The 19,435-nt window shown below is 68.7% G+C and carries 17 protein-coding genes and 1 pseudogene; 6 read left to right on the plus strand and 12 right to left on the minus strand.

The window, feature by feature from the left end; translation table 11 throughout:
• The first annotated feature begins 106 nt into the window (after positions 1 to 106).
• Entirely contained in the window at positions 107 to 2,158 is a 2,052-nt protein-coding gene (locus WS61_RS10035; RefSeq protein WP_059500372.1) for an FUSC family protein, read from the plus strand.
• Here WS61_RS10035 and WS61_RS10040 read toward each other — a convergent pair.
• Both WS61_RS10040 and WS61_RS10045 read right to left on the minus strand, forming a co-directional pair.
• Positions 2,151 to 3,071, minus strand: a complete 921-nt coding sequence (locus WS61_RS10040) for a bestrophin family protein (protein ID WP_059500320.1) — start codon at positions 3,069 to 3,071, stop codon at positions 2,151 to 2,153. The genes WS61_RS10035 and WS61_RS10040 overlap by 8 nt on opposite strands.
• Before the next feature lie 12 nt (positions 3,072 to 3,083).
• Positions 3,084 to 5,408, minus strand: a complete 2,325-nt coding sequence (locus tag WS61_RS10045; RefSeq protein WP_059500321.1) for an FdhF/YdeP family oxidoreductase — start codon at positions 5,406 to 5,408, stop codon at positions 3,084 to 3,086.
• Between the two features lie 151 nt (positions 5,409 to 5,559).
• Here WS61_RS10045 and WS61_RS10050 point away from each other — a divergent pair, with 151 nt between their 5' ends.
• On the plus strand, positions 5,560 to 6,981 hold the full coding sequence (locus tag WS61_RS10050) for a PLP-dependent aminotransferase family protein (RefSeq protein WP_059500322.1): 1,422 nt from the start codon (positions 5,560 to 5,562) through the stop codon (positions 6,979 to 6,981).
• 58 nt (positions 6,982 to 7,039) lie between these two features.
• Here the strand turns inward: WS61_RS10050 and WS61_RS10055 are convergent, their stop codons facing one another.
• Positions 7,040 to 8,281, minus strand: a complete 1,242-nt coding sequence (locus tag WS61_RS10055) for a mechanosensitive ion channel family protein (RefSeq protein ID WP_059500323.1) — start codon at positions 8,279 to 8,281, stop codon at positions 7,040 to 7,042.
• Positions 8,282 to 8,395: 114 nt separating this feature from the next.
• On the opposite strand from WS61_RS10055, the pseudogene WS61_RS10060 reads away from it, so the two are divergent.
• A pseudogene (locus WS61_RS10060) lies at positions 8,396 to 8,914 on the plus strand (STAS domain-containing protein); the annotation flags it as partial.
• Between the two features lie 12 nt (positions 8,915 to 8,926).
• Here WS61_RS10060 and WS61_RS10065 read toward each other — a convergent pair.
• Entirely contained in the window at positions 8,927 to 9,802 is an 876-nt protein-coding gene (locus WS61_RS10065; protein ID WP_059500325.1) for a LysR substrate-binding domain-containing protein, read from the minus strand.
• A gap of 11 nt (positions 9,803 to 9,813) precedes the next feature.
• Between WS61_RS10065 and WS61_RS10070 the strand changes: the two genes are divergently transcribed.
• Positions 9,814 to 10,410, plus strand: coding sequence for a LysE family translocator (locus WS61_RS10070; RefSeq protein WP_095211656.1), 597 nt, complete (start codon positions 9,814 to 9,816; stop codon positions 10,408 to 10,410).
• A gap of 31 nt (positions 10,411 to 10,441) precedes the next feature.
• Here WS61_RS10070 and WS61_RS10075 read toward each other — a convergent pair whose 3' ends face one another.
• The 6 genes from WS61_RS10075 to WS61_RS10100 all read right to left on the minus strand — a co-directional run bounded on the left by WS61_RS10075 (position 10,442) and on the right by WS61_RS10100 (position 14,880).
• Complete coding sequence (locus tag WS61_RS10075) at positions 10,442 to 11,899, minus strand: DHA2 family efflux MFS transporter permease subunit (RefSeq protein WP_059500326.1); 1,458 nt, start codon at positions 11,897 to 11,899, stop codon at positions 10,442 to 10,444.
• Positions 11,896 to 12,459 carry an isochorismatase family protein gene (locus WS61_RS10080; protein ID WP_059500327.1) on the minus strand — a complete coding sequence of 188 codons (564 nt, stop codon included), beginning with the start codon at positions 12,457 to 12,459 and terminating at the stop codon, positions 11,896 to 11,898. The genes WS61_RS10075 and WS61_RS10080 overlap by 4 nt, the downstream gene beginning before the upstream one ends.
• Before the next feature lie 66 nt (positions 12,460 to 12,525).
• Positions 12,526 to 12,981, minus strand: a complete 456-nt coding sequence (locus WS61_RS10085) for a MarR family winged helix-turn-helix transcriptional regulator (protein WP_059500328.1) — start codon at positions 12,979 to 12,981, stop codon at positions 12,526 to 12,528.
• A gap of 71 nt (positions 12,982 to 13,052) precedes the next feature.
• Positions 13,053 to 13,286, minus strand: coding sequence for a hypothetical protein (locus WS61_RS10090; RefSeq protein WP_059500329.1), 234 nt, complete (start codon positions 13,284 to 13,286; stop codon positions 13,053 to 13,055).
• A gap of 45 nt (positions 13,287 to 13,331) precedes the next feature.
• Positions 13,332 to 14,405, minus strand: coding sequence for a serine hydrolase (locus WS61_RS10095; protein ID WP_059500330.1), 1,074 nt, complete (start codon positions 14,403 to 14,405; stop codon positions 13,332 to 13,334).
• Between the two features lie 196 nt (positions 14,406 to 14,601).
• A complete protein-coding gene (locus WS61_RS10100) occupies positions 14,602 to 14,880 on the minus strand; it encodes a hypothetical protein (RefSeq protein ID WP_059500331.1) in 279 nt (92 codons plus the stop codon).
• 51 nt (positions 14,881 to 14,931) lie between these two features.
• Between WS61_RS10100 and WS61_RS10105 the strand changes: the two genes are divergently transcribed.
• Both WS61_RS10105 and WS61_RS10110 read left to right on the plus strand, forming a co-directional pair.
• Positions 14,932 to 15,807 (plus strand): LysR family transcriptional regulator, encoded by an 876-nt coding sequence (locus WS61_RS10105; RefSeq protein ID WP_059500332.1) that lies wholly within the window; start codon positions 14,932 to 14,934, stop codon positions 15,805 to 15,807.
• 72 nt (positions 15,808 to 15,879) lie between these two features.
• Positions 15,880 to 16,164 carry a transcriptional regulator gene (locus WS61_RS10110; protein ID WP_095211660.1) on the plus strand — a complete coding sequence of 95 codons (285 nt, stop codon included), beginning with the start codon at positions 15,880 to 15,882 and terminating at the stop codon, positions 16,162 to 16,164.
• A 109-nt stretch (positions 16,165 to 16,273) separates the two neighbouring features.
• On the opposite strand, the gene mgtA is transcribed toward WS61_RS10110, so the two are convergent.
• Both mgtA and WS61_RS35185 read right to left on the minus strand, forming a co-directional pair.
• Complete coding sequence (mgtA, locus tag WS61_RS10115; RefSeq protein ID WP_095211661.1) at positions 16,274 to 19,039, minus strand: magnesium-translocating P-type ATPase; 2,766 nt, start codon at positions 19,037 to 19,039, stop codon at positions 16,274 to 16,276.
• 47 nt (positions 19,040 to 19,086) lie between these two features.
• Complete coding sequence (locus WS61_RS35185) at positions 19,087 to 19,254, minus strand: hypothetical protein (RefSeq protein ID WP_179949671.1); 168 nt, start codon at positions 19,252 to 19,254, stop codon at positions 19,087 to 19,089.
• Positions 19,255 to 19,435: the final 181 nt, after the last annotated feature.

A 19,435-nucleotide genomic window follows, 5' to 3' on the forward strand; every position in this document is an offset into this window, starting at 1 on the left:
CGCGGGCCGGAACGCTGCGGATCGAGCCGATTATCCCGCCCGGCGCAATAACGCATCCTGCCCGCGCCCCGTAGTGGCGGCCGCCGCGCGACCGTATGCTCGCCGGATGAAATTCGCTTTCCCCAGCATGCCGCCGCTCGCGGCCGTCCGGGCCGCGCTGCGCGACGTGCGTCCGACGCTGCCGCCCGGCGCGCTTGCATTCGCACTCCGCAATACCGCCGCGTCGTTGACCGCGCTCTATATCGCGTTCCGGATGAATCTCGACGATCCGATATGGGCCGCCTCGACCGTGTGGATCGTCGCGCAGGGCAGCCGCGGAATGGGGCTGTCGAAGAGCCAGTACCGGATTCTCGGCACCGCGATCGGTGCGGCCGTGGCGCTCGCGCTGACCAGCACATTCGCGCAGACGCCCCAATTGTTCCTGCCCGCGCTCGCCGCGTGGATCGGCCTGTGCGCGGCCATCGCGACGTTCCAGCGGAATTTTCGTGCATATGCGGCGGTGCTCGCGGGCTATACGGCCGCGATCGTCGCGATGGACGCGGTATCCGCGCCGCTGCATGCGTTCGACATCGCCGTCGCGCGGTTTCTGTACGTGGTGGTCGGCATCCTGTGCGGTGCGCTGTTCGAAACGGTCTTCGCACCCGGCGCGCCGCTGAAGGATGTCCGCACGCGACTCGCGCGCTATCTCGACCGCGCGGTGACGGTCGGCGCGGATGCGCTGCGCCGCGAGCCGAACGACGCGGCCGTGCACCGGTTGTTCGCGGACGCGCTCGAACTCGATACGGCGGCCGAATATGCGGCGGCCGGCGCGCCGCCGGTGCGCAACATGATCGGCCATCTGCGCGCGGCGGCGCTCGGCGTGCTCGCCGCGCAAGCCGCGGGGCAGGCGATCCGCGAGCATGCGGCGCGCGGCGGCGATGCGCCGGAACCGCTCGTCGACGAGGCGGCACGCGTGCTCGACCGGGTCGCCGTATCGAGCGACGCCGGGCACGAGATGGCCGCGCTGCGCGCACGCGTGGACGACGCACTGCGTGCCGAAGCGGCCGCGCCGGCCGGCCCGGACACGTCGCGCCTGCTCACGCTCGATCGGCTGTCGGCGCTGCTCGGCGGCTTCGACCGTGCATTCGCGAGCCAGGCATTGCTCGACCGGCCGGTGCCGCCGCCTGCACGCGTGCGCTACGCGTTCCACCGCGATCCGGTGCTCGCGTGCCACAACGGCGTCCGCGCGTTCATCGCGGTGCTGGCCGCGTCGGCGATCTGGATCTTCACCGCGTGGCCGGCGGGCGGCGGGTTCGTCGCGATCACGGCCGTGGTGAGCGCGCTGTTCTCGACACGTCCCAATTCGGTGCGTGCGATCGTCGGTTTCCTGAAAGGCACGGCATGCGCGGCGGTCGCGGGCGTCGTCTGCAACTTCGCGCTGTTGCCTGCGGTGTCGGGCTTCGAGATGCTGGCCTACATCCTCGGCGTGTTCCTGATCGGCACCGGCCTCGCGATACGCCATCCGCGCACGGCCGCGATGGGCAGCGCGTTCTCGATCTTTTTCTGGAATTTCACGTCGCCGAACAACACGACGCGGATCGGCGATGCCGCGTTTCTGAACAGCGCGCTCGCGACGCTGCTCGGCATCGCGTTCGGCGCGTTGGTATTCGCGCTGGTGTTTCCCGGCGATCCGGGCACGAGCCGGCGACGCCTGCATCGCGCGGTGCGCCGCGACCTGGCGCGGATCGCGCGCGATCCGCGGGCGTGGTCGGCGAGCGTGTGGCTGAGCCGCACGGCCGACCGTCTCGCACGCGAGCTCGGGTTCGCGGGTAGCGTGCCGCAGACGCTGATCGAGCGCGACATGCGCGATCTGCTCGCGATCTGGGGAATCGGCGACAGCCTGCTGTCGCTCGCCGAGCTGGCCACGCGCGAACCGGCCGCGTGCCGTGCGGCGGCGGCGGTGCGTGGGCGCGTCGCACGGGCGGATTTCGCGCGGCTCGAGCGAACTTGCGACGCCGCGGCCGGCCTGTTGCGACGGCGCGTGGCCGCGCGCGACGGCGACGACGCGCATGCGTTGCTGCACGGCGTGGTCCTGCTGCGGCGGATCGCGGATGCGGCGGCCGCGCATGGCGACTTCCTGCGCGGCCGCCGCGATCGGGCAGGATGGCCGCTCAGGTGAGGCGGTAGGACGGGCCGGGCGTCACCTCGGCCGGCAGCGGCTCGCGGTTCAGTTCGAGCAGCGTGCGCTCGATCTGCCGCGTCATCGCATCGAGCGCGAGATGGTTCGGGCCGTCGCCGAACGGCTCGGCGATCGCATGCGCGATGGCGTCGAGCGCGATCAGCGTATAGGCGACGAAAACTGTTACAAAAGGTGTCGCCGCGCCGATCGAGTCGACGAGGCCGAACGGCAACAACACGCAATACGCGTAGATGGTCCGGTGCAGCAGCACGTCGTATGAAAACGGAATCGGCGTCGATGCGATACGCTCGCAGCCGCTCACCATCGCGACGAGATCGTCGAGGCGCGCATCGAGCATCCACAGGCGCGTGTCGGCGAGATGGCCCGCATCGGCGCGCGCGGCGAACGCTTCGCGCAGCGCGTGCACGATGACGATCGGGCGAAACCGGGAAGCGGCGACGCGCGCGTAAGTGGCGCCGTCGAGCAGCGCGCGCAGGTCCGCGGCCGGATCGGTGCCGCGCAGCTGGTGCTTGAGCGCATAGACGAACGCGACGACCGTGCGCACGAATGCGCGGCGCGAGGCGTCGTCACGGTCGAGCGCGCCGTAGCAGAGCGCCTGCGATACCAGCGTGCGCGTGGCGGTCAGCACGCCGCCCCACAGCTGCCGGCCTTCGCGATAGCGTTCGTAGCTGGCGTTGTTGCGAAACCCGGCGAAGATCGCGAGCGTCAGGCCGATCAGCGTGAACGGCGTCGGGTTCAGCGGCACCTTCTCGCCGAGCACGCGGCCGCCGCCCCAGACCGCGACGAGGCTGATCGCGAGCGTCAGCACGAGCTGCGGCAGGATGGTCGGCAGCACCGAGCCGTTCCAGACGAGCAGCATCCGCAGCCAGTGCTCGCGCGGACGAACGATCATCGTCGTGCTCCGTCAGGCGGCGATCGAGGCGGGCGCGGCCGCGGGATGCAGCAGCACGGGCACCGATTTCGACGTCGGCGTGTTGCACACGTCGCCGACGCTGTCGAGCGGCACGAGCGGGTTGGTTTCCGGGTAGTACGCGCCGATGCAGCCGCGCGGAATGTCGTACTCGACGAGCAGGAAGCCGTCCGCGCGCCGCTCGATGCCGTCGTGCCACACGGTTTCCATGTCGACCCATTCGCCGGCCTTCAGGCCGAGCATCGCGAGATCGTCGCGGTTGACGAACACCACGCGGCGCTGGCCGAACACGCCGCGATAGCGGTCGTCGAGCCCGTAGACGGTCGTGTTGTACTGGTCGTGCGAGCGCGTCGTCATCAGCGTCATCAGCCGGTCGCCGTGCAGCGCGCGGGCGCGCTGGATCGGCGTGTCGGTCGGCAGCGCGTGCGCGATGAAGTTCGCCTTGGCCGTCGGCGTCAGCCATTCGCGCTCGCGCGATGCGACGCGCAGGTGGAAGCCGCCGGGCCGCGCGATGCGTGCGTTGTAGTCGTGGAAGCCGTCGACGGTCGCCTCGATCGCGTCGCGGATCTTCGCGTAATCGTCCTTGTATGCGAGCCAGTCGATCGTGCCGCTGCCGAACAGCGCGTGGCCCATGTGCGCGACGATCGCGGGCTCCGACATCAGGTTCGGCGAGGCCGGCTTGTTCATCCCGTACGACACGTGGACCATGCTCATCGAATCCTCGACCGTCACGCCTTGCGCGACGCCGTCCTGCAGGTCGATCTCGGTGCGGCCGAGCGTCGGCAGGATCAGCGCGTCGCGGCCGTGGATCAGGTGGCTGCGGTTCAGCTTCGTCGTGATGTGCACGGACAGTGCGCAGCGCCGCATGCCTTCCCACGTGCGCGGCGTGTCGGGCGTCGCCATCGCGAAATTGCCGCCCAGACCGATCAGCACTTTCACACGGCCGTCGAGCATCCCTTCGATCGTCTCGACGACGTCGTAGCCGTGATGGCGCGGCGGTTCGAAATCGAACACGTGGCCGAGCCGGTCGAGGAACGCCTGCGACGGCTTTTCCTCGATGCCGACCGTGCGGTTGCCCTGCACGTTCGAGTGGCCGCGCACCGGGCACAGGCCGGCGCCGGGGCGGCCGATGTTGCCGCGCATCAGCATCAGGTTCGTCAGCATCTGCACCGTCGCGACCGAATGCTTGTGCTGCGTGATGCCCATGCCCCACGTCGCGATCACGCGTTCGCTGCGTGCATAGAGCTGCGCGAGCGCGTCGATCTGCTCGTACGGCACGCCGCTTTCGGCCGTCAGCGCGGACCAGCTTTCGTTGCGCAGATCATCGGCGAACACGTCGAAGCCGGCCGTGTGCGCGTCGATGAACGCGGTGTCGAGCACGCGCTGCGCATCGGCGGCGCGCGCGGCGTCGTCGAGTTCGAGCACGCGCTTGGCCATCCCCTTGATCAGCGCGAAATCGCCGCCGATCGTCGGCTGGATGAACGTCGATGCGATCTTCGTGCCCGACATCGTCAGCATCTCGAGCGGGCTTTGCGGATCGGCGAAGCGTTCGAGGCCGCGCTCCTTCAGCGGGTTGATCGACACGATCGTCGCGCCGCGCTTCGCGCACTCGCGCAGCTCGCCCATCATCCGCGGATGGTTGGTCGCGGGGTTCTGGCCGAAGATCAGCAGCGTGTCGGCATGCTCGAAATCGTCGAGCGTGACGGTGCCCTTGCCGACGCCGACCGACGCCGGCAGCCCGCGGCTCGTCGCCTCGTGGCACATGTTCGAGCAGTCGGGGAAGTTGTTCGTGCCGTATCGCCGCACGAACAGCTGGTACAGGAACGCGGCCTCGTTGCTGGCGCGGCCGGACGTGTAGAACGCGGCCTGGTTCGGGTCCGGCAACGCGCGCAGGTGGCGCGCGATCAGCTCGAACGCGTCGTCCCACGCGATCGGCACGTAGCGGTCGGTCTGCGCGTCGTACACCATCGGGTCGGTGAGCCGCCCGTGCTGTTCGAGTTCGAAATCCGACTGTTCGAGCAGTTCGGTCACCGTGTGCGCGGCAAAGAAGTCGGGCGTCACGCGCTTGCTCGTCGCTTCCGCGGCCACGGCCTTCACGCCGTTCTCGCAGAATTCGAACGTCGACGCGTGCTGGCGGTCGGGCCATGCACAGCCCGGGCAGTCGAAGCCGTCCGGCTGGTTCTGGCGCAGCAGCGTGCGGTAGTTGCCGCCGGCGACCTTTTCCTTGATCAGGTTGATCGTGACGGCTTTCAGCGCGCCCCAGCCGGCGGCCGGATGGGTATACGGTTCGATGCGCGCGGTGGCGGATTTCTTTTTCATGATGCGGGTGTCGGGGTCGATGCGTGCAGAGTACGCGCGGCGCCCGTACCGCTGTGTGTACACCTGTTCACTTCAAAAAAGAGTACAGTTTCGGCCATCCATACCATGCGGATCGCAACTGTGTTGCTGAAGGGAAGCTGAAAGGAGGCACGTGAAGCGTTACGAACAACTGGCCGACGATCTCCAGGCGCAGATCGAGCGAGGCGTGTACCGGCCCGGCGAACGGATTCCGTCGGTGCGGCAGGCGAGCCGGCAGCAGCAGCTCAGCGTCACGACCGTGCTGCGCGCGTACCTCGTGCTGGAAAGCCGCGGCCTGATCGAAAGCCGGCCGCAGTCGGGCTACTTCGTGCGGGCGCGCGCGGCGGCGCCGGCCGAGGCCGAGCTGCATGTCTCCGCACCCGCCGCCGAGCCGTCGGCCGTGGACGTGAGCCGGCTCGTGCTGTCGACGCTGCGCTCGATCGCGCGCGACGACGCGGTGCCGCTCGGCTCGCCGTATCCCGACGCGTCCCAGTTTCCGGTGCAGCGCCTCGCGCGCTATGCGCAGACGATCGGGCGGCGGCGCACGCGCTGGGGCGTGATCGACGACCTGCCGCCCGGCAATCAGGAGCTGATCCGCCAGATCGCGCGGCGCTATGCGGAGCGCGGCGTCGCGGTCGAGCCGGGCGAGATCGTGATGACGATCGGCGCGACCGAGGCGATCAACCTGTGCCTGCAGGCGGTGGCGAAGCCGGGCGACACGATCGCGGTGGAGTCGCCGACGTTCTACGCGATGCTGCACGCGATCGAGCGGATGGGCATGCGCGCGCTGGAGGTCGCGACGCACCCGGGCGACGGCATCGATCTCGACGCGCTCGAGCGGGTCCTCGCGCGCGAGCCCGTCGCCGCATGCATGGTGATGCCGAATTTCCAGAATCCGCTCGGCTTCCAGATGCCCGATGCGCGCAAGCGCGCGCTGGTCGAACTGCTCGCGAAGCACGGCGTGCCGGCGATCGAGAGCGACGTCTATCACGAGCTGCACTTCGGCGACACGGCGCCGAGCGCGCTGAAGTCGTTCGATCGCGACGGACTGGTGCTGCATTGCGCGTCGTTCACGAAGAGCCTGTCGCCGCGCTACCGGATCGGCTGGGCGATGCCGGGCCGTTATCGCGACCAGGTCGAAAAGCTGAAATTCCTGAACACGCTCGCGACGCCCGCGATCGAGCAACTCGCGATCGCCGAATACCTGAAATACGACGGCTACGATTTTCACCTGCGGCGCATGCGCAAGCAGTATGCGCAGCAGGCGAGCCTGATGAGTGCGATGGTGCGGCGTTTCTTCCCGGAAGGCACGCGGCTGTCGCAGCCGCAGGGCGGCTATGTGCTGTGGGTCGAACTGCCGCGGCAGGTCGACGCGATGAAGCTGTATACGCTGGCGCTCGCGCAGCGGATCACGGTCGGGCCCGGGCACATGTTCTCGGCCGGCACCGATTACCGTCATTTCATCCGGCTCAACTACAGCTACCCGTGGTCGCGGCAGATCGAGGACGCGCTGAAGGTGCTGGGGCGGCTCGCGTCGGAGTGCGCGGCGCGGTGAGCGCCGCTGCCCGACGGCGGGGCAGACGGCCGCTGGCGGCCGGCCGTCGTGGCCGCTATCAAGCCGCGCGCGGCGCGTGCAGCCCGGCTTGCGCGGCGTCGGCCATCTGCCGCATGTCGAAGCCCGACGGATGCTGGTACACGCGCAGCCCGAATTCAGGCAGCACCGCGATCAGATGGTCGAACAGGTCGGCCTGGATGGTTTCGTAGTCGACCCACGTCGTCGTATCGGTGAAGCAGTACAGTTCGAGCGGAATGCCCTCGGCCGTGAGCGGCAGTTGTCGCGCCATGTTCGTCATGTCGCGGCGAATGCGCGGATGGCCCTTCAGGTAGTTCGCGACGTACGCGCGGAACGTGCCGAGATTCGTCAACTGGCGGCGGTTCGCCGGGCAGTCGCCGGCCGCGCCGAGCGTGCCGTTCCATTGCTCGATCGCGTCGACCTTGTCCTCGAGATAGTCCTTCAGCAGCGTCAGGCGTTCGAGCCGTTCGATCTCGTCGTTCGTGAGAAAGCGCACGCTCGTCGCATCGACGAACAGCGCGCGCTTGATGCGGCGGCCGCCCGCTTCGGTCATCCCGCGCCAGTTCTGGTAGCTCTCGGTGATCAGCTTCCACGTCGGCACCGTGATGATCGTGTGATCGAAGTTCGCGACCTTGACGGTGTTCAGCGTGATGTCGATGACCGTGCCGTCCGCCCCGGCCGACGGCATCGTGATCCAGTCGCCGATCCGCAGCATGTCGTTCGACGACAGCTGCACGCCGGCGACGAGGCCGAGCAGCGTGTCCTTGAAGATCAGCATCAGCACCGCGGACATCGCGCCGATGCCGGACAGCAGCAGGCCGATCTGCTTGCCGGTCGCGTCGCCGATCACGACGAGCGCGGCCGTGATGAACATCACCAGCTTGACGAGCTGCATCGCGCCTTTCAGCGACAGGCGCGGCTGGTCGCGCTGCGACGTGCGGTGCGTATGCTCGAGCGCGGACAGCGTCGCGCTGATGGTCATCGTCACGAGGAACACGATCAGCGCGAACAGCACCTTGTCGGCGACCTGCGCGACCAGGCCCGGCATGCCGGGCACCGCGCCGAGCCCGAGCTTGATCACGACGAACGGGACGATGCGGTTCAGCCATTTGAACGCGCCGAATTCGAACAGCGCGTCGTCGACGCGCGTGGCGGACAGCCGCGCGAGACGCGCGACCACGCGAAACAGCAGGAAGTGGACGACGGCGGTGACCGCGCCGGCGGCGGCGAGCAGGACGACGATGCCGACGAGCGGCGTCAACCAGGATTCGTTCAGGGTCATAGGGGTGGACTGGGGCCTTCTTGTGCGTTGAATCGGCGCCGCGATGCGACGTACGCCCGGTGAAGGGCGCATGAAAGGGACCGTGATTGTGCCATCGGGTTCCGGATGCGTGCCGTCGGCGTCGAACAGGGCATCCTGCTGGCCGTTGCGTTGTCGCTGATGCGGCACGTGCGCCACAGCTACCAGCCGCACACGATGGTGCTCGAACCCGTCGCCGGCAACGGCCGGTGGCAGCCGGTGCCCGCCCGGCGCGGCGCGATGACGGCGCCCGGGTTGATCGTCTACCGGTTCGGCGCCGACCTGTTCTTCGCGAACGATCATCTGTTCGCTGCCGAAGTGACCGCGCTCGTCGATGCGGCGCCGCCGGTGCCGCCGCGCTGGTTCGTCGTCGATGCGGGGGCGATCGCCGATGTCGATTATTCGGCCGCGCGGACCCTGGCCGATCTCGTCAGGACGCTGCATGCGCGCGGGATCGGCGTGCTGTTCGGGCGCGTAAACCGCTATCTGCGCGCGGACATGGATCGTCATGGGATCACCGACGTGGTCGGTGCGTCGTGCATCTTCGCCACGCTGCATCAGGCGCTCGAGGCGGCGGGCACGACGCCCGCGCCGCAGGAGCCGGGCACGGTGTAGCGGGCAGCGCCGCTACGCGACCGCGCGCAGCCGCGCGAAGCCGTTGCGCAGGTAGCGGGCCAGCTCCGTCGCGGCGGGCATGTGCTGGCCGCGCGGCACGTGCAGGTCGATCGAGAAATTCGGCAGGGCGGGCAGGCCGCTGCCGGCCGACAGGATGTCGAGATCGGGCGGCACGGTGGACGCGAGCCAGACGGTCACGGCAAGATCGGCGCGCACGGTCGCGGCCGTTGCATCGAGGCTGCCGTTCTCGAACACGGTGCGCCACGGGCGATCGCAGCTGCGTAGTGCGTCGAGCACCGTCGGGCGGAATGCGCAGGTCTGCGCGACCATCGATACCGGCAGCGGCGAGTGCCGATGCGCGATGCCGCCTTTCGCGCCGACCCATACCAGCCGGTCGACGGCGATGCACTCGCCGCGCGACGACCCGACCGGCGCCTCGATCAGCGCGACGTCGGGCTCGCCGTGCTTGAGCCCGCGCCGCAACTCCGGCGACGCCGCGCACACGAGCGTGAGCGTGACCTGCGGATGCGCATGCGCATAGCTTTTCAGGATCGGTGCGAGACAAGTGCCGACCAGATCCTGCGGCGCACCGAGACGCACCGCGCCTTCCACCGCGCCGGCGCTCAGGTCGGCGAGCAGCGCATCGTGAGCGGCGAGCAGCCGGCGCGCCTGTTCGAGCAGCCGCTCGCCGGCCGCCGTCAGCAGCAGGTTGCGATGCTCGCGAACGAACAGCGGCCCGGACAGCGTTTCGAGCCTCGCGACCTGCTGGCTGATCGCGCCTTGCGTCAGATGCAGCGCGTGGCCGGCTGCCGTCATGCTGCGATGATCGGCGACCGAGACGAATGCGCGCAGCAGCGCGAGGTCGAGATTGCGTGCCATGCGTCGCATTATGAATGCTAATGGGTAGCATAAAAAGCTTTCGCTGTCGTAATGACGAAATCGCAGGTAAAAACAGGGGTTCCGTGACGACGCTCGCGACCGCGTCGGGCGCCCATTTCGGCTATCGGCGTTCGTTGCCGTTGATGGCGGGCATCGCGGCTGGCCTCGCGTCGATGGCGGCGGCGGCTGCCGCCGGCCTCGGCAGTGTGCTGCTCGCGCTGCCTGCGTTGCAGCTCGCGATGAAAGCGGTCGGCTCGGCATACCTGATGTGGCTGGCCGTGCGCATCGGCCGTGGCGGCAAGCCGCGGCTCGATGTCGACGTGCATCGGCCGCAAGGGTTCGTGAGCGGCGTGTGGATGCTGTGGCACAACCCGAAAGGCTGGGCGATGACACTCGGCGCGGCCGCATCGTTCGCGGCGCTCGCGTCGGGGCCGGCACGGCTCGGCGTGCTGCTCGGCTTCGCATTCGGCGTGGCTGCGATGGCGTCGTTGTCGCTGTGGTGCCTCGCCGGGCTGCTGTTCGCACGCGTGTTGCGTACGGAGCGGCAGTGGCGCTGCCTGAATGCGGGGCTCGGCTTGTTGCTCGTGGCGTCGATCGTGCCGATGTGGTTGCCTTAGCGGGAGGCCGCGCACGCGGCGCGGCCCGTCTTCAGCGCGAACCGGCCGGTGTGTTGCGGGCTCGTCCGTCGCCGCCTGCGCCAGCCGAGCGCAACGGCAGCCGCAGCGTCGTCGCGAAGCTCGCCGCATGCAGCGCACACAGCAGCCCGAACGCCCATGCATACGCGACGGCCTGCGTGCCGCCCGCCGACGTCGATTCGGCCTGCAGCCGCCACGCGAGAAACAGCGTGCATAACGTCGTGAACGTCGGGCCGCCGAGCCGTTGCACGATGTTGAGCGACGTGGTCGCCATCGGCAGGTTGCGGCGCTCGACCGACGCATACGCGGCGGTGATCGACGGCGCGCCGATCGCGCTCTGGCCCATGCCGCGCAGAAACAGCGCCGGCACGAGCACGAGTGGATCGTAGCCGGTCAGCGAGAGGAACACGAACGGCAGCGTGGCGAGGAGTGCGAGCAGGGCGCCGGCCGCGGCCAGCCGGCGTACGCCAAACCGGCTCGTCAGCGCGCCCATCGACGGATAGGTGACGAGCATGCCGAGCCCGAGCGGCGCGAGCAGCCAGCCCATTTCGCCCGGGGTACGCCCGCATGCCTGGATCAGGAACACGGGAATCAGCATCTGGCCTGCATACAGCGCACCGTTCGACAGGAATTGCGTGCTGGCTGCCGCGCCGAACACGCGCGAGCGAAACAGTGCGAGATCGATCAGCGCATGCTTGCCCTGGCGGCGCTCGAAGCGCAGGAACGCGACGAGCAGCAGCGCCGAGCTTGCGACCGCCGCGATGCCGGGCGCCGAGCCGATCCGCTCGACGCCGTACAGGAACAGCACGAGGCCCGGCGACAGCAACGCGAGGCCGATCCAGTCGAGTGCGCGCCGCGGCGCATCGTCCCGGTCGCCGGGCAGGAACCGCGCGGCCAGTGCGAGCGCGAGCGCGCCGACGGGCAGATTCACCAGAAACAGCCAGCGCCACGACATGTGCTGCAGGATCGCGCCGGCCACGACCGGGCCGAGGATCGGCGCGAGCAGCACCGGCACCGCCGCGTAGCCGATCACGCGCGCCATCTGCTGGCCGGCGACGCGCGCGATCATCATCTGCGCCATCGGTGCGAGCAAGCCGCCGCTGACGCCTTGCAACACGCGGAACGCGATCAGCGACGGCGCGGACCACGCGAGCCCGCACAGCGCCGACGTGAGCGTGAACGCCGAGAAGCACCACAGGTAGAGCGCCTTTGCACCGATGCGGTCGACGAGCCAGCCGTTCAGCGGCAGCACCAGCGTCAGCGCGAGCAGGTAGCCGCTCGTCACCCACTGGATCGTCGACAGGCCGGCATGCAGGTCGGTCGCGAGGCTCGACAGCGACACGTTGACGATCGTCGCATCGAGCTGCGACAGCAGCGAGCCGAGCGTCGCAACCGCGCTGACTTTCCAGATCGACGGATCGAGCCGGCCGGCCGCGTGGCCCGGCGCCGGCCGGATGCGCTCGTCGCTCACGCGCCGCGCCGGTCGAGCAGCGCGACGATGTCCTGCGTCGTGCCCGTTTCGCCGAGGCGCGGGAACAGCCGCTCGACGCTGTTGACGTGCGCGTCCGCGTTGAGGTCGGTCATCGCGTCGACGGCGAGCGTCACGTTGTAGCCGAGTTCGTGCGCCTGCCGCGCGGTCGATTCGACGCCGATGCTCGTCGCGACGCCGGTCAGCACGATCTGCGTGACGCCGGCAGCCTTCAGATGCGCGTCGAGACCGGTGCCGGTGAAGGCGCCCCAGGTCCGCTTCGTCACGACGTGGTCGGTCGGCTGGCGGTTCAGTTCGGGCACGAGTTCGGTCCAGTCAGCGGGGAGCTGCGCCGTGCGCGGCGGTTGCTCGGTGCGGCCCGGTGCGCCGCCCGCGACGTTGACCAGCACGACCGGCAGGCCGCGGCTGCGGAATGCGTCGAGCAGTTCGCGGGTGCGGGCGATCACCGGTGCGACCGGGTGCGCGGTGGGGAGGGCGACGATGCCTTTCTGCAGGTCGATGACGACCAGCGCCGTGTTCGTGTCGAGACGGGTTGCGCTCATGATGGGACTCCGGGGAAGGGACGAGGAGAGCCGTGCGCGCGTATGCCGCGTGGCGCACGGGCCGGTTCATTGCTCGCCGATGCGGCGGATCAGCGGGATGGCCGCGGCAAGCGTGTCGATGTCTTGCGGGTCGAGCTTCTCGATCGCGGCGCCGAGCCATCGGTGTTTCGCGGCGTGGCGCTTGCGTCGCGCGTCGAGGCCGGCGGCGGTGAGTTTGAACAGGATCTGGCGGCCGTCGGTCGGATGCGGTTCGCGCTCGACGAGCGCGTCTTCCTCGAGGCTCGCGAGGATCGCCTTCATCGACTGAGGCTTCATCGCCTCGGCGCGCGCGAGATCGGCGGTCGTCATCGGCCCGTGCCGTTCGAGCCGTGCGAGCGCGCTCGTCTGGGACATGCCGAGCCCTTCGGAATCGATCTCGGAGCGCAGCCGGCGGATGAGCTGGCCGACCGCGAGGGTCAGGTCGGCGGCGACGGTTTCGGCGGAAACGCCGGGTTTGCGTGGCGGGTTCATGCGGCTAAGCATAGAACACGACAGTTAAACTTGCAAGTTTAACTGTCGAATTGGTCGCCGGCTGGCGGCGCTGCCGGGCGCGATTACGCGCGTCGATTCGCGATCGGTACGACTTCGCTGTATCGCGGGGTCGCGTTTTCGTGCAGCAGATCGCCGAGGTACTGGCCAAGTTCGTCGGCGGCGAGCGTCGACGGGATCTGCAGATTGGCCGGGCGCCGCTTGCCATCGGCGCCGAGATCGAACACGGCCCAGCGGCCGTTCGTGCGCACGACGGCGAGCAGCCGGCCGAACGCGTTGAAGCGGTATTCGTGCTGCATGACGTCGCTCCCGTAGGCGTGAACGCGCCGGCTGCCCGGGCGCGGTTACCGGATCGAGCAGGACAGCCAGCGATGGATCCGGATTGCGTCGCTCGATACGCCGGCACGCGTCGGTGCGCCGAGCAGCACGACCGTTTCGCGGCGGCCTTTTACGCGCATGCGCATCACGACGCCGTGCCCCGATTCGTTGATGAAGCCGGTTTTCTGCAGCCGGATCGGCAGGCGGCGGTAGCGCACGAGCGGGTCGGAGTTGACGTATACGAGTTCGCCGTCGCCGGGGCGCACGGTGGTCGACAGATCGGTGGAGAAATAGCGGATCAGCGGATCCTGCGCGGCCGCGCCGACGAGCCGCGCGAGATCTTCCGCCGTCGACACGTTGTGCGGCGACAGGCCGGTCGGCTCGCGGAAGTGCGTATGCCGCATGCCGAGCCGGCGCGCTTCGCGGTTCATCGCCTTGACGAACGCGGTGCGCCCGCCCGGATAGTCGCGGCTCAGCGCGGCGGCCGCGCGGTTCTCCGACGACATCAGCGCGATATGGAACATCTCGCGGCGCGACAGTTCCGAGCCGACCTGCAGGCGCGAACCGGTGAACTTGATCGTGTCGCGATCGCGCGCGGTCACGCGCAGCACGCCGTTCAGCGGACGATCGGCGTCGCGCGCGACGACGGCCGTCATCAGTTTCGAGATCGATGCGATCGGCCGTACGGCGCGCGCATTGCGGGCCAGCAGCGGGGTGCCGGAATCGACGTCGAGCACGTAGGCCGCGCGCGAATGCAGCGACCGGACCGCGCGCGGCGTGTAGCCGCAACTGGCGAGCAGCTTCGGTTTGGCAGGCGGGCGCGGGCGCACGGCCGTCGTGCGTTTCGCGCGCCGCTGCTGCGGTGCGGGTGCCGCGTGGCGTTTGACCGCCTGATGCGTCACGCGCGGGCGGCGATGCTTGACGGCCTTTTTCTTGCGATGAGGCTTCTTCTTGACGGCCTTCGTGTGCGCATGCGGCTGGGTGCGATGCGGCTGCACGCTTTGCGCGGACGCGTTCGTGGCGAATGCGAGCACCAGGAACGAAAGGGCGAGGATCAGGGTGGTCCGGGCGCGAGGCAGGCGCGCGATGAGGCCGGTCAAGCGAAAGTCTCCTTTTCACGCGCGATGCGGCTGCGCGGAATGCGTGGGCGGTCAGCGGGTGCGGGAAATTATACGGTCGATCGCCGCGCGATGACGATCGGATGACGTGCAATGACGCGTGATACGGGAGGATTTCCGTCGTGTTCGCGCTGCGGACAGCGGTGCGCGTGGGATGAAAAGCGGGCGGGCGTGCGGTTCAGCGCGGCCAGTTCCGCCGCGACACGACCGCAAAACTGATCGCGATCGAACCCGTCACCGCGCGTGGCGGCGCGTCTTCCAGCGCGTCGCCGAAGCGGAAGCGGCGGCTGCGCCCGTCCGTGCATTTGGCACGACGCTTCGGTGCGCGCGCATCGGCGACGACGGTGCATGCGGTTGTATCCGCGACATCGGATGATGGCTCGGCCACGCAGTCGGCTGCTGGATCGAGAGACATGACGGTGAATTCCGGGAAGGGCATGTCCGTATTGAACGCCATTGCATTCGATCGGTAAAATGAATATTTCGATCATTACGATTCCGTTGAAGAATGGAACTCAGACTGTTGCGCACGTTCCTGACGGTCACCGAGCTGTGCCATTTCAGCCGTGCGGCCGATGCGTTGCACATGAGCCAGCCTGCGCTCAGCAAGCAGATCGGCGCGCTCGAGGCGAGCCTCGGCGGCAAGCTGTTCGAGCGCGGCCGGCATGGCGCGGAACTGACGCCGTTCGGCGAACGCTTCCTGCCCGACGCGCAGGCGCTCGTGCGCGATGCCGACGAAATTCTGGCGCGTGCGCGGGAAGCAACGAGTGGCCAGCGCGGGCACTTGCGACTCGGCATCTGCTTGTCCGTGCTCACGCTCGTGCCGAAGCTGATCGCCGAATTCCGCCGTTGCAATCCGGGTATCGCGGTGACGCTGAGCGATCTGTCGTCGTCCGAACAGACGCGCCGGCTGCGCGCCGGCAAGCTCGACGCGGGCTTCCTGCGTGTGCCTGCCGACGAAGGCCTGTCGTCGTTCAAGGTGACCGACGAAGCGCTCGCGCTCGCGGCGCCGCCGCATCTCGGCTTCAAGCGCGTGCCGGCCAACCTCGACGTGCTCAACGAGATCGGTTTCATCGCGCTGCAGCGTGCGCGCGGGCCGGGGCTGGCCGCACAGATCGACCGGTGGTGCGTCGAGCGCCGCTTCGTGCCGCACGTGATGCAGCAGGCGGAGGACGTGCAGTCGGTGCTGACGTCGGTCGCGGCCGGCGTCGGCGTCGCGTTCATCCCGTCGAGCGCGCGGTACCTGCTGCGCGACGCGACGGTGCTGCCGCTCGACGGCCGGGACGCGAAGTGGCGCGTGGGGCTCGCGTGGCGGTCCGATCGCGACGATCCCGTCACCGCGCGTTTCGTGTCGTTCATGCGCGCGGCGCTCAAGGGGGCGTGACGCGGCGTATAGTGTCCGCGATCGTTTTCTCAATGCATGCCGGTGCCGACGCCGGCCGACGAACCCGAACCGATGACTTCAGAAACCGACGCATCCCCGCTCGATCCCGCACTCGTTGCCACGCTCGCGACGCTGCACGAAGCCGCGAGCGATCCGGCCGGCAAGGCGTGGTCGCTGCCGAAGATCGCGAAGCGTACGCAACTGCCGATGAGCACGCTGCGCCGCGTGCTCACGCAGCTCGACGCCGCGGGCCTGAGCGCGACGACGCTGAACGAGGACGGTACCGGCAGCGCCGCACTGACCGACGAAGGGCGCGCGGTGTGCGCGCAGCTGTTCGGCGCGGACGACGCCGGATGAACGAAAAACGGGCCGCGGATGCGGCCCGTTCGTCACCGAACGACGGCGGGTCGGGGCGTTCGGCCCGCGTGGCCGGCGCACGGGCCGGCACGTCGACATCCGCGCGACGTCAGAACCATTGCTTGTAGCGGCGCACGTAGATCGTCTTGACGATCTGCGCGAGCACGATGTAGCCGACCATCGTCGCGCCGAGCCACAGCCAGTAGGTGCCCGGCAGGTGCATGAAGCCGAGCGCTTGCGCGAACGGCGAGAACGGCAGCCAGCAGCCGATCGCGATCGCGGTGAAGGTCGACAGCAGCACCGGCAGCGACGCCGTGCTCTGCAGGAACGGAATCTTCTGCGTGCGCAGCAGGTGCACGACGAGCGTCTGCGACACGAGGCTCTCGATGAACCAGCCCGAATTCATCACGATCTGACCGCTTGCGCCGCCGTTCAGGTGATACAGCGCGCCCGCACCGAACACGGTCCACATCAGGATGTATGTCGTGATGTCGAATACCGACGACGTAGGCCCGACCCACAGCATGAAGCGGCCGATGTTGCCGGCTTCCCACTTGCGCGGCTTCTTCAGGAACTCGGGGTCCATCTTGTCCCACGGCAGCAGCATTTGCGACGTGTCGTAGATCAGGTTCAGCACGAGCAGCTGCGTCGCGAGCATCGGCTCCCACGGCAGAAACGCGCTGGCGACGAGCACCGAAAACACGTTGCCGAAGTTCGAGCTCGCGGTCATGTTCAGGTACTTCAGGATGTTGCCGAACGTCTCGCGGCCCTTGATCACGCCTTCCTCGAGCACCATCAGGCTCTTTTCGAGCAGGATGATGTCGGCGGTTTCCTTCGCGATGTCGGCGCCGCTGTCCACCGAGATGCCGACGTCGGCGTCGCGCAGCGCGGGCGCGTCGTTGATGCCGTCGCCGAGGAAGCCGACCGTGTGGCCGTTCGCCTGCAGCGCCTTGACGATGCGCGCCTTCTGCAGCGGCGTGAGCTTCGCGAACACGGTGGTGCGTTCGACGACCTGCGCGAGCGTGGCATCGTCGAGCGCTTCGATTTCCGTGCCGAGCATCGGCTTGCCGGGGTCGAGGCCGACCTGGCGGCACACCTTCATCGTGACGGTCGGGTTGTCGCCCGTCAGCACCTTCACCGCGACGCCGTTCTCGCGCAGCGCGGCGAGCGCCGGCGCGGCCGATTCCTTCGGCGGATCGAGGAAGGTCAGGAAGCCGCGCACGACGAGATCGCGTTCGTCGGCGGTGCGGTATTGCGCGCGTTCGTCGCCGCGCGGGATCGTGCGCGTGGCGAGCACGAGCACGCGGAAACCGTCCTCGTTGTACGCGGTGGCCTGTTCGAGCAGCCGCTTGCGGGCCACGAAGTCGAGCGGGCGCACACCGTCTTCATCCTGCACGTGCGTGGAAACCGCCAGCATTTCCTCGACCGCACCCTTGCAGATCAGCAGGTGCGCGCCGTGCGTGTCCTCGACGACGACCGACAGGCGGCGCCGCACGAAGTCGAACGGCAGTTCGTCGATCTTCTGGTAGCCCTGCGGCTTCACGCGTTCGCCGATTTCGTCGGCGCGCGCGACGACCGCGATGTCGATCAGATTTTTCTGGCCGCTCTGGTGGAAGCTGTTCAGCCAGCCGAGCCGCAGGATGTCTTCGTTCTTGTGGCCGGACAGATCGAGGTGATGTTCGAGGATGATCTTGTCCTGCGTGAGCGTGCCGGTCTTGTCGGTGCACAGCACGTCCATCGCGCCGAAGTTCTGCACCGAGTTCAGCCGCTTGACGACGACCTTGCGGCGCGCCATCGCGACCGCGCCGCGCGCGAGGTTCGCGCTGACGATCATCGGCAGCATCTCGGGCGTCAGGCCGACGGCCACCGCGAGGGCGAACGTGAGTGCGCTCAGCCAGTCGCCCTTGGTCAGGCCGTTGATCATGAACACGATCGGCACCATCACGAACATGAACTTGATCAGCAGCCAGCTGACGCTCGCGACGCCGCGGTCGAAGCTCGTCTCGACGCGCTTGTGGCTCACGACGTTGCGCGCGAGCGAGCCGAAGTACGTGTCTTCGCCGGTCGCGACGACGACGGCCGTCGCCGTGCCGCTGACGACGTTGGTGCCCATGAAGCAGACGTTCTCGATGTCGAGCAGCGACGCCGGTGCGTCGTCGGCCGCGGCGGCCGCATGCGTGCTCGCGGATTTGCCGGCCACCGCGCCGAGCGTGTCGTACTTCTCGACGGGCAGCGCCTCGCCGGTCAGCACGGCCTGGCTGATGAACAGGTCGCGCGACGCGAGCAGGCGCACGTCGGCGGGGATCATGTCGCCGGCCGAAAGATGCACGATGTCGCCGACGACGACCTCGCGCATCGGCACCTCGCGGCGCGCCGGCTCCGACGTGTCGGTCACCGCGCGCTGCACGGTCGCCGTCGTGCGGACCATCGCCTTGAGCTTCTCGGCCGCGCGCAGCGAGCGGAACTCCTGCACGAAGCGCAGCAGCGCGCTGATCGTGACCATCGTCAGCAGGATCGTCATGCCGACGTAATCGCGATCGTCGGGTGCCGCGAAGTAGACGTCGGTGCAGAAGCTGATGGCGGCCAGCACCAGCAGCACGTAGACGAACGGGTTATGGAACGAAAGCAGCAACTGGCGGGTCCAGTGCGGCGGCTTGTCGTGCGCGATTTCGTTCGGGCCGTCATGCTGCAGGCGGTCGGCGGCCTGGTCGTAGGTGAGGCCGCGCGTGCTGGTGCGCAGCGACTTCAGCGTGGCTTCGAGCGGGCGGGCCGCTTCCTGCGCGGCGCGCATGATGCGCGGGTCGTGCTGCTGGCCGGCGCCGGCCTTGATGAAGCCGCGCTGTTTCTTGTGCGAGGTGTCGTATCGTGTCGTCATGAATCGCTCCTTGCGCACGAGGCGGCGGGCGGGGAGCGACCGTGACGTTATCGACGCACGAGCGCTCCCCGCCGCGTCGCGTCAGGCGCGATCGGCTGTGGATCGGTAAGATCGGTAAAAGCGGGAACGCTCGCCGGCGCGCGTGATGCGGACGGCGTGTCGATGCGCAGCGTCGCACCGGCGAGCGGTAATCGACTACTGTCGTCTGAGTTCATCTGCACTCCTGTTGGTTGCGGATAGTCGGCACGGGCGATCGGCAGCGGCGCGCGCAACGAGGCACGCGGCCGGACGGCACGCGAACGGAGAGCGCACGCGGCCGGTGCCGCGCGCAACACGAACGCACGCGCGCGACGGCGCGTCGCGTGCATTCGACAACATCGAAAATTCGGCGGGGGA

It is taken from the genome of Burkholderia sp. ABCPW 11, from assembly GCF_001523445.1.
Taxonomy (GTDB): domain Bacteria; phylum Pseudomonadota; class Gammaproteobacteria; order Burkholderiales; family Burkholderiaceae; genus Burkholderia.

What these genes read in the sequence shown, in the direction of transcription:
- WS61_RS10070 (WP_095211656.1), top strand. Translation starts at nt 9,814, where the DNA reads ATGGGTAGCATAAAAAGCTTTCGCTGTCGTAATGACGAAATCGCAGGT.
- WS61_RS10080 (WP_059500327.1), bottom strand. Translation starts at nt 12,459, where the DNA reads ATGAGCGCAACCCGTCTCGACACGAACACGGCGCTGGTCGTCATCGAC.
- WS61_RS10045 (WP_059500321.1), bottom strand. Translation starts at nt 5,408, where the DNA reads ATGAAAAAGAAATCCGCCACCGCGCGCATCGAACCGTATACCCATCCG.
- WS61_RS10100 (WP_059500331.1), bottom strand. Translation starts at nt 14,880, where the DNA reads ATGGCGTTCAATACGGACATGCCCTTCCCGGAATTCACCGTCATGTCT.
- WS61_RS10085 (WP_059500328.1), bottom strand. Translation starts at nt 12,981, where the DNA reads ATGCTTAGCCGCATGAACCCGCCACGCAAACCCGGCGTTTCCGCCGAA.
- WS61_RS10065 (WP_059500325.1), bottom strand. Translation starts at nt 9,802, where the DNA reads ATGCGACGCATGGCACGCAATCTCGACCTCGCGCTGCTGCGCGCATTC.
- mgtA (WP_095211661.1), bottom strand. Translation starts at nt 19,039, where the DNA reads ATGACGACACGATACGACACCTCGCACAAGAAACAGCGCGGCTTCATC.
- WS61_RS10105 (WP_059500332.1), top strand. Translation starts at nt 14,932, where the DNA reads ATGGAACTCAGACTGTTGCGCACGTTCCTGACGGTCACCGAGCTGTGC.
- WS61_RS10035 (WP_059500372.1), top strand. Translation starts at nt 107, where the DNA reads ATGAAATTCGCTTTCCCCAGCATGCCGCCGCTCGCGGCCGTCCGGGCC.
- WS61_RS10055 (WP_059500323.1), bottom strand. Translation starts at nt 8,281, where the DNA reads ATGACCCTGAACGAATCCTGGTTGACGCCGCTCGTCGGCATCGTCGTC.
- WS61_RS35185 (WP_179949671.1), bottom strand. Translation starts at nt 19,254, where the DNA reads ATGAACTCAGACGACAGTAGTCGATTACCGCTCGCCGGTGCGACGCTG.
- WS61_RS10090 (WP_059500329.1), bottom strand. Translation starts at nt 13,286, where the DNA reads ATGCAGCACGAATACCGCTTCAACGCGTTCGGCCGGCTGCTCGCCGTC.
- WS61_RS10040 (WP_059500320.1), bottom strand. Translation starts at nt 3,071, where the DNA reads ATGATCGTTCGTCCGCGCGAGCACTGGCTGCGGATGCTGCTCGTCTGG.
- WS61_RS10110 (WP_095211660.1), top strand. Translation starts at nt 15,880, where the DNA reads ATGACTTCAGAAACCGACGCATCCCCGCTCGATCCCGCACTCGTTGCC.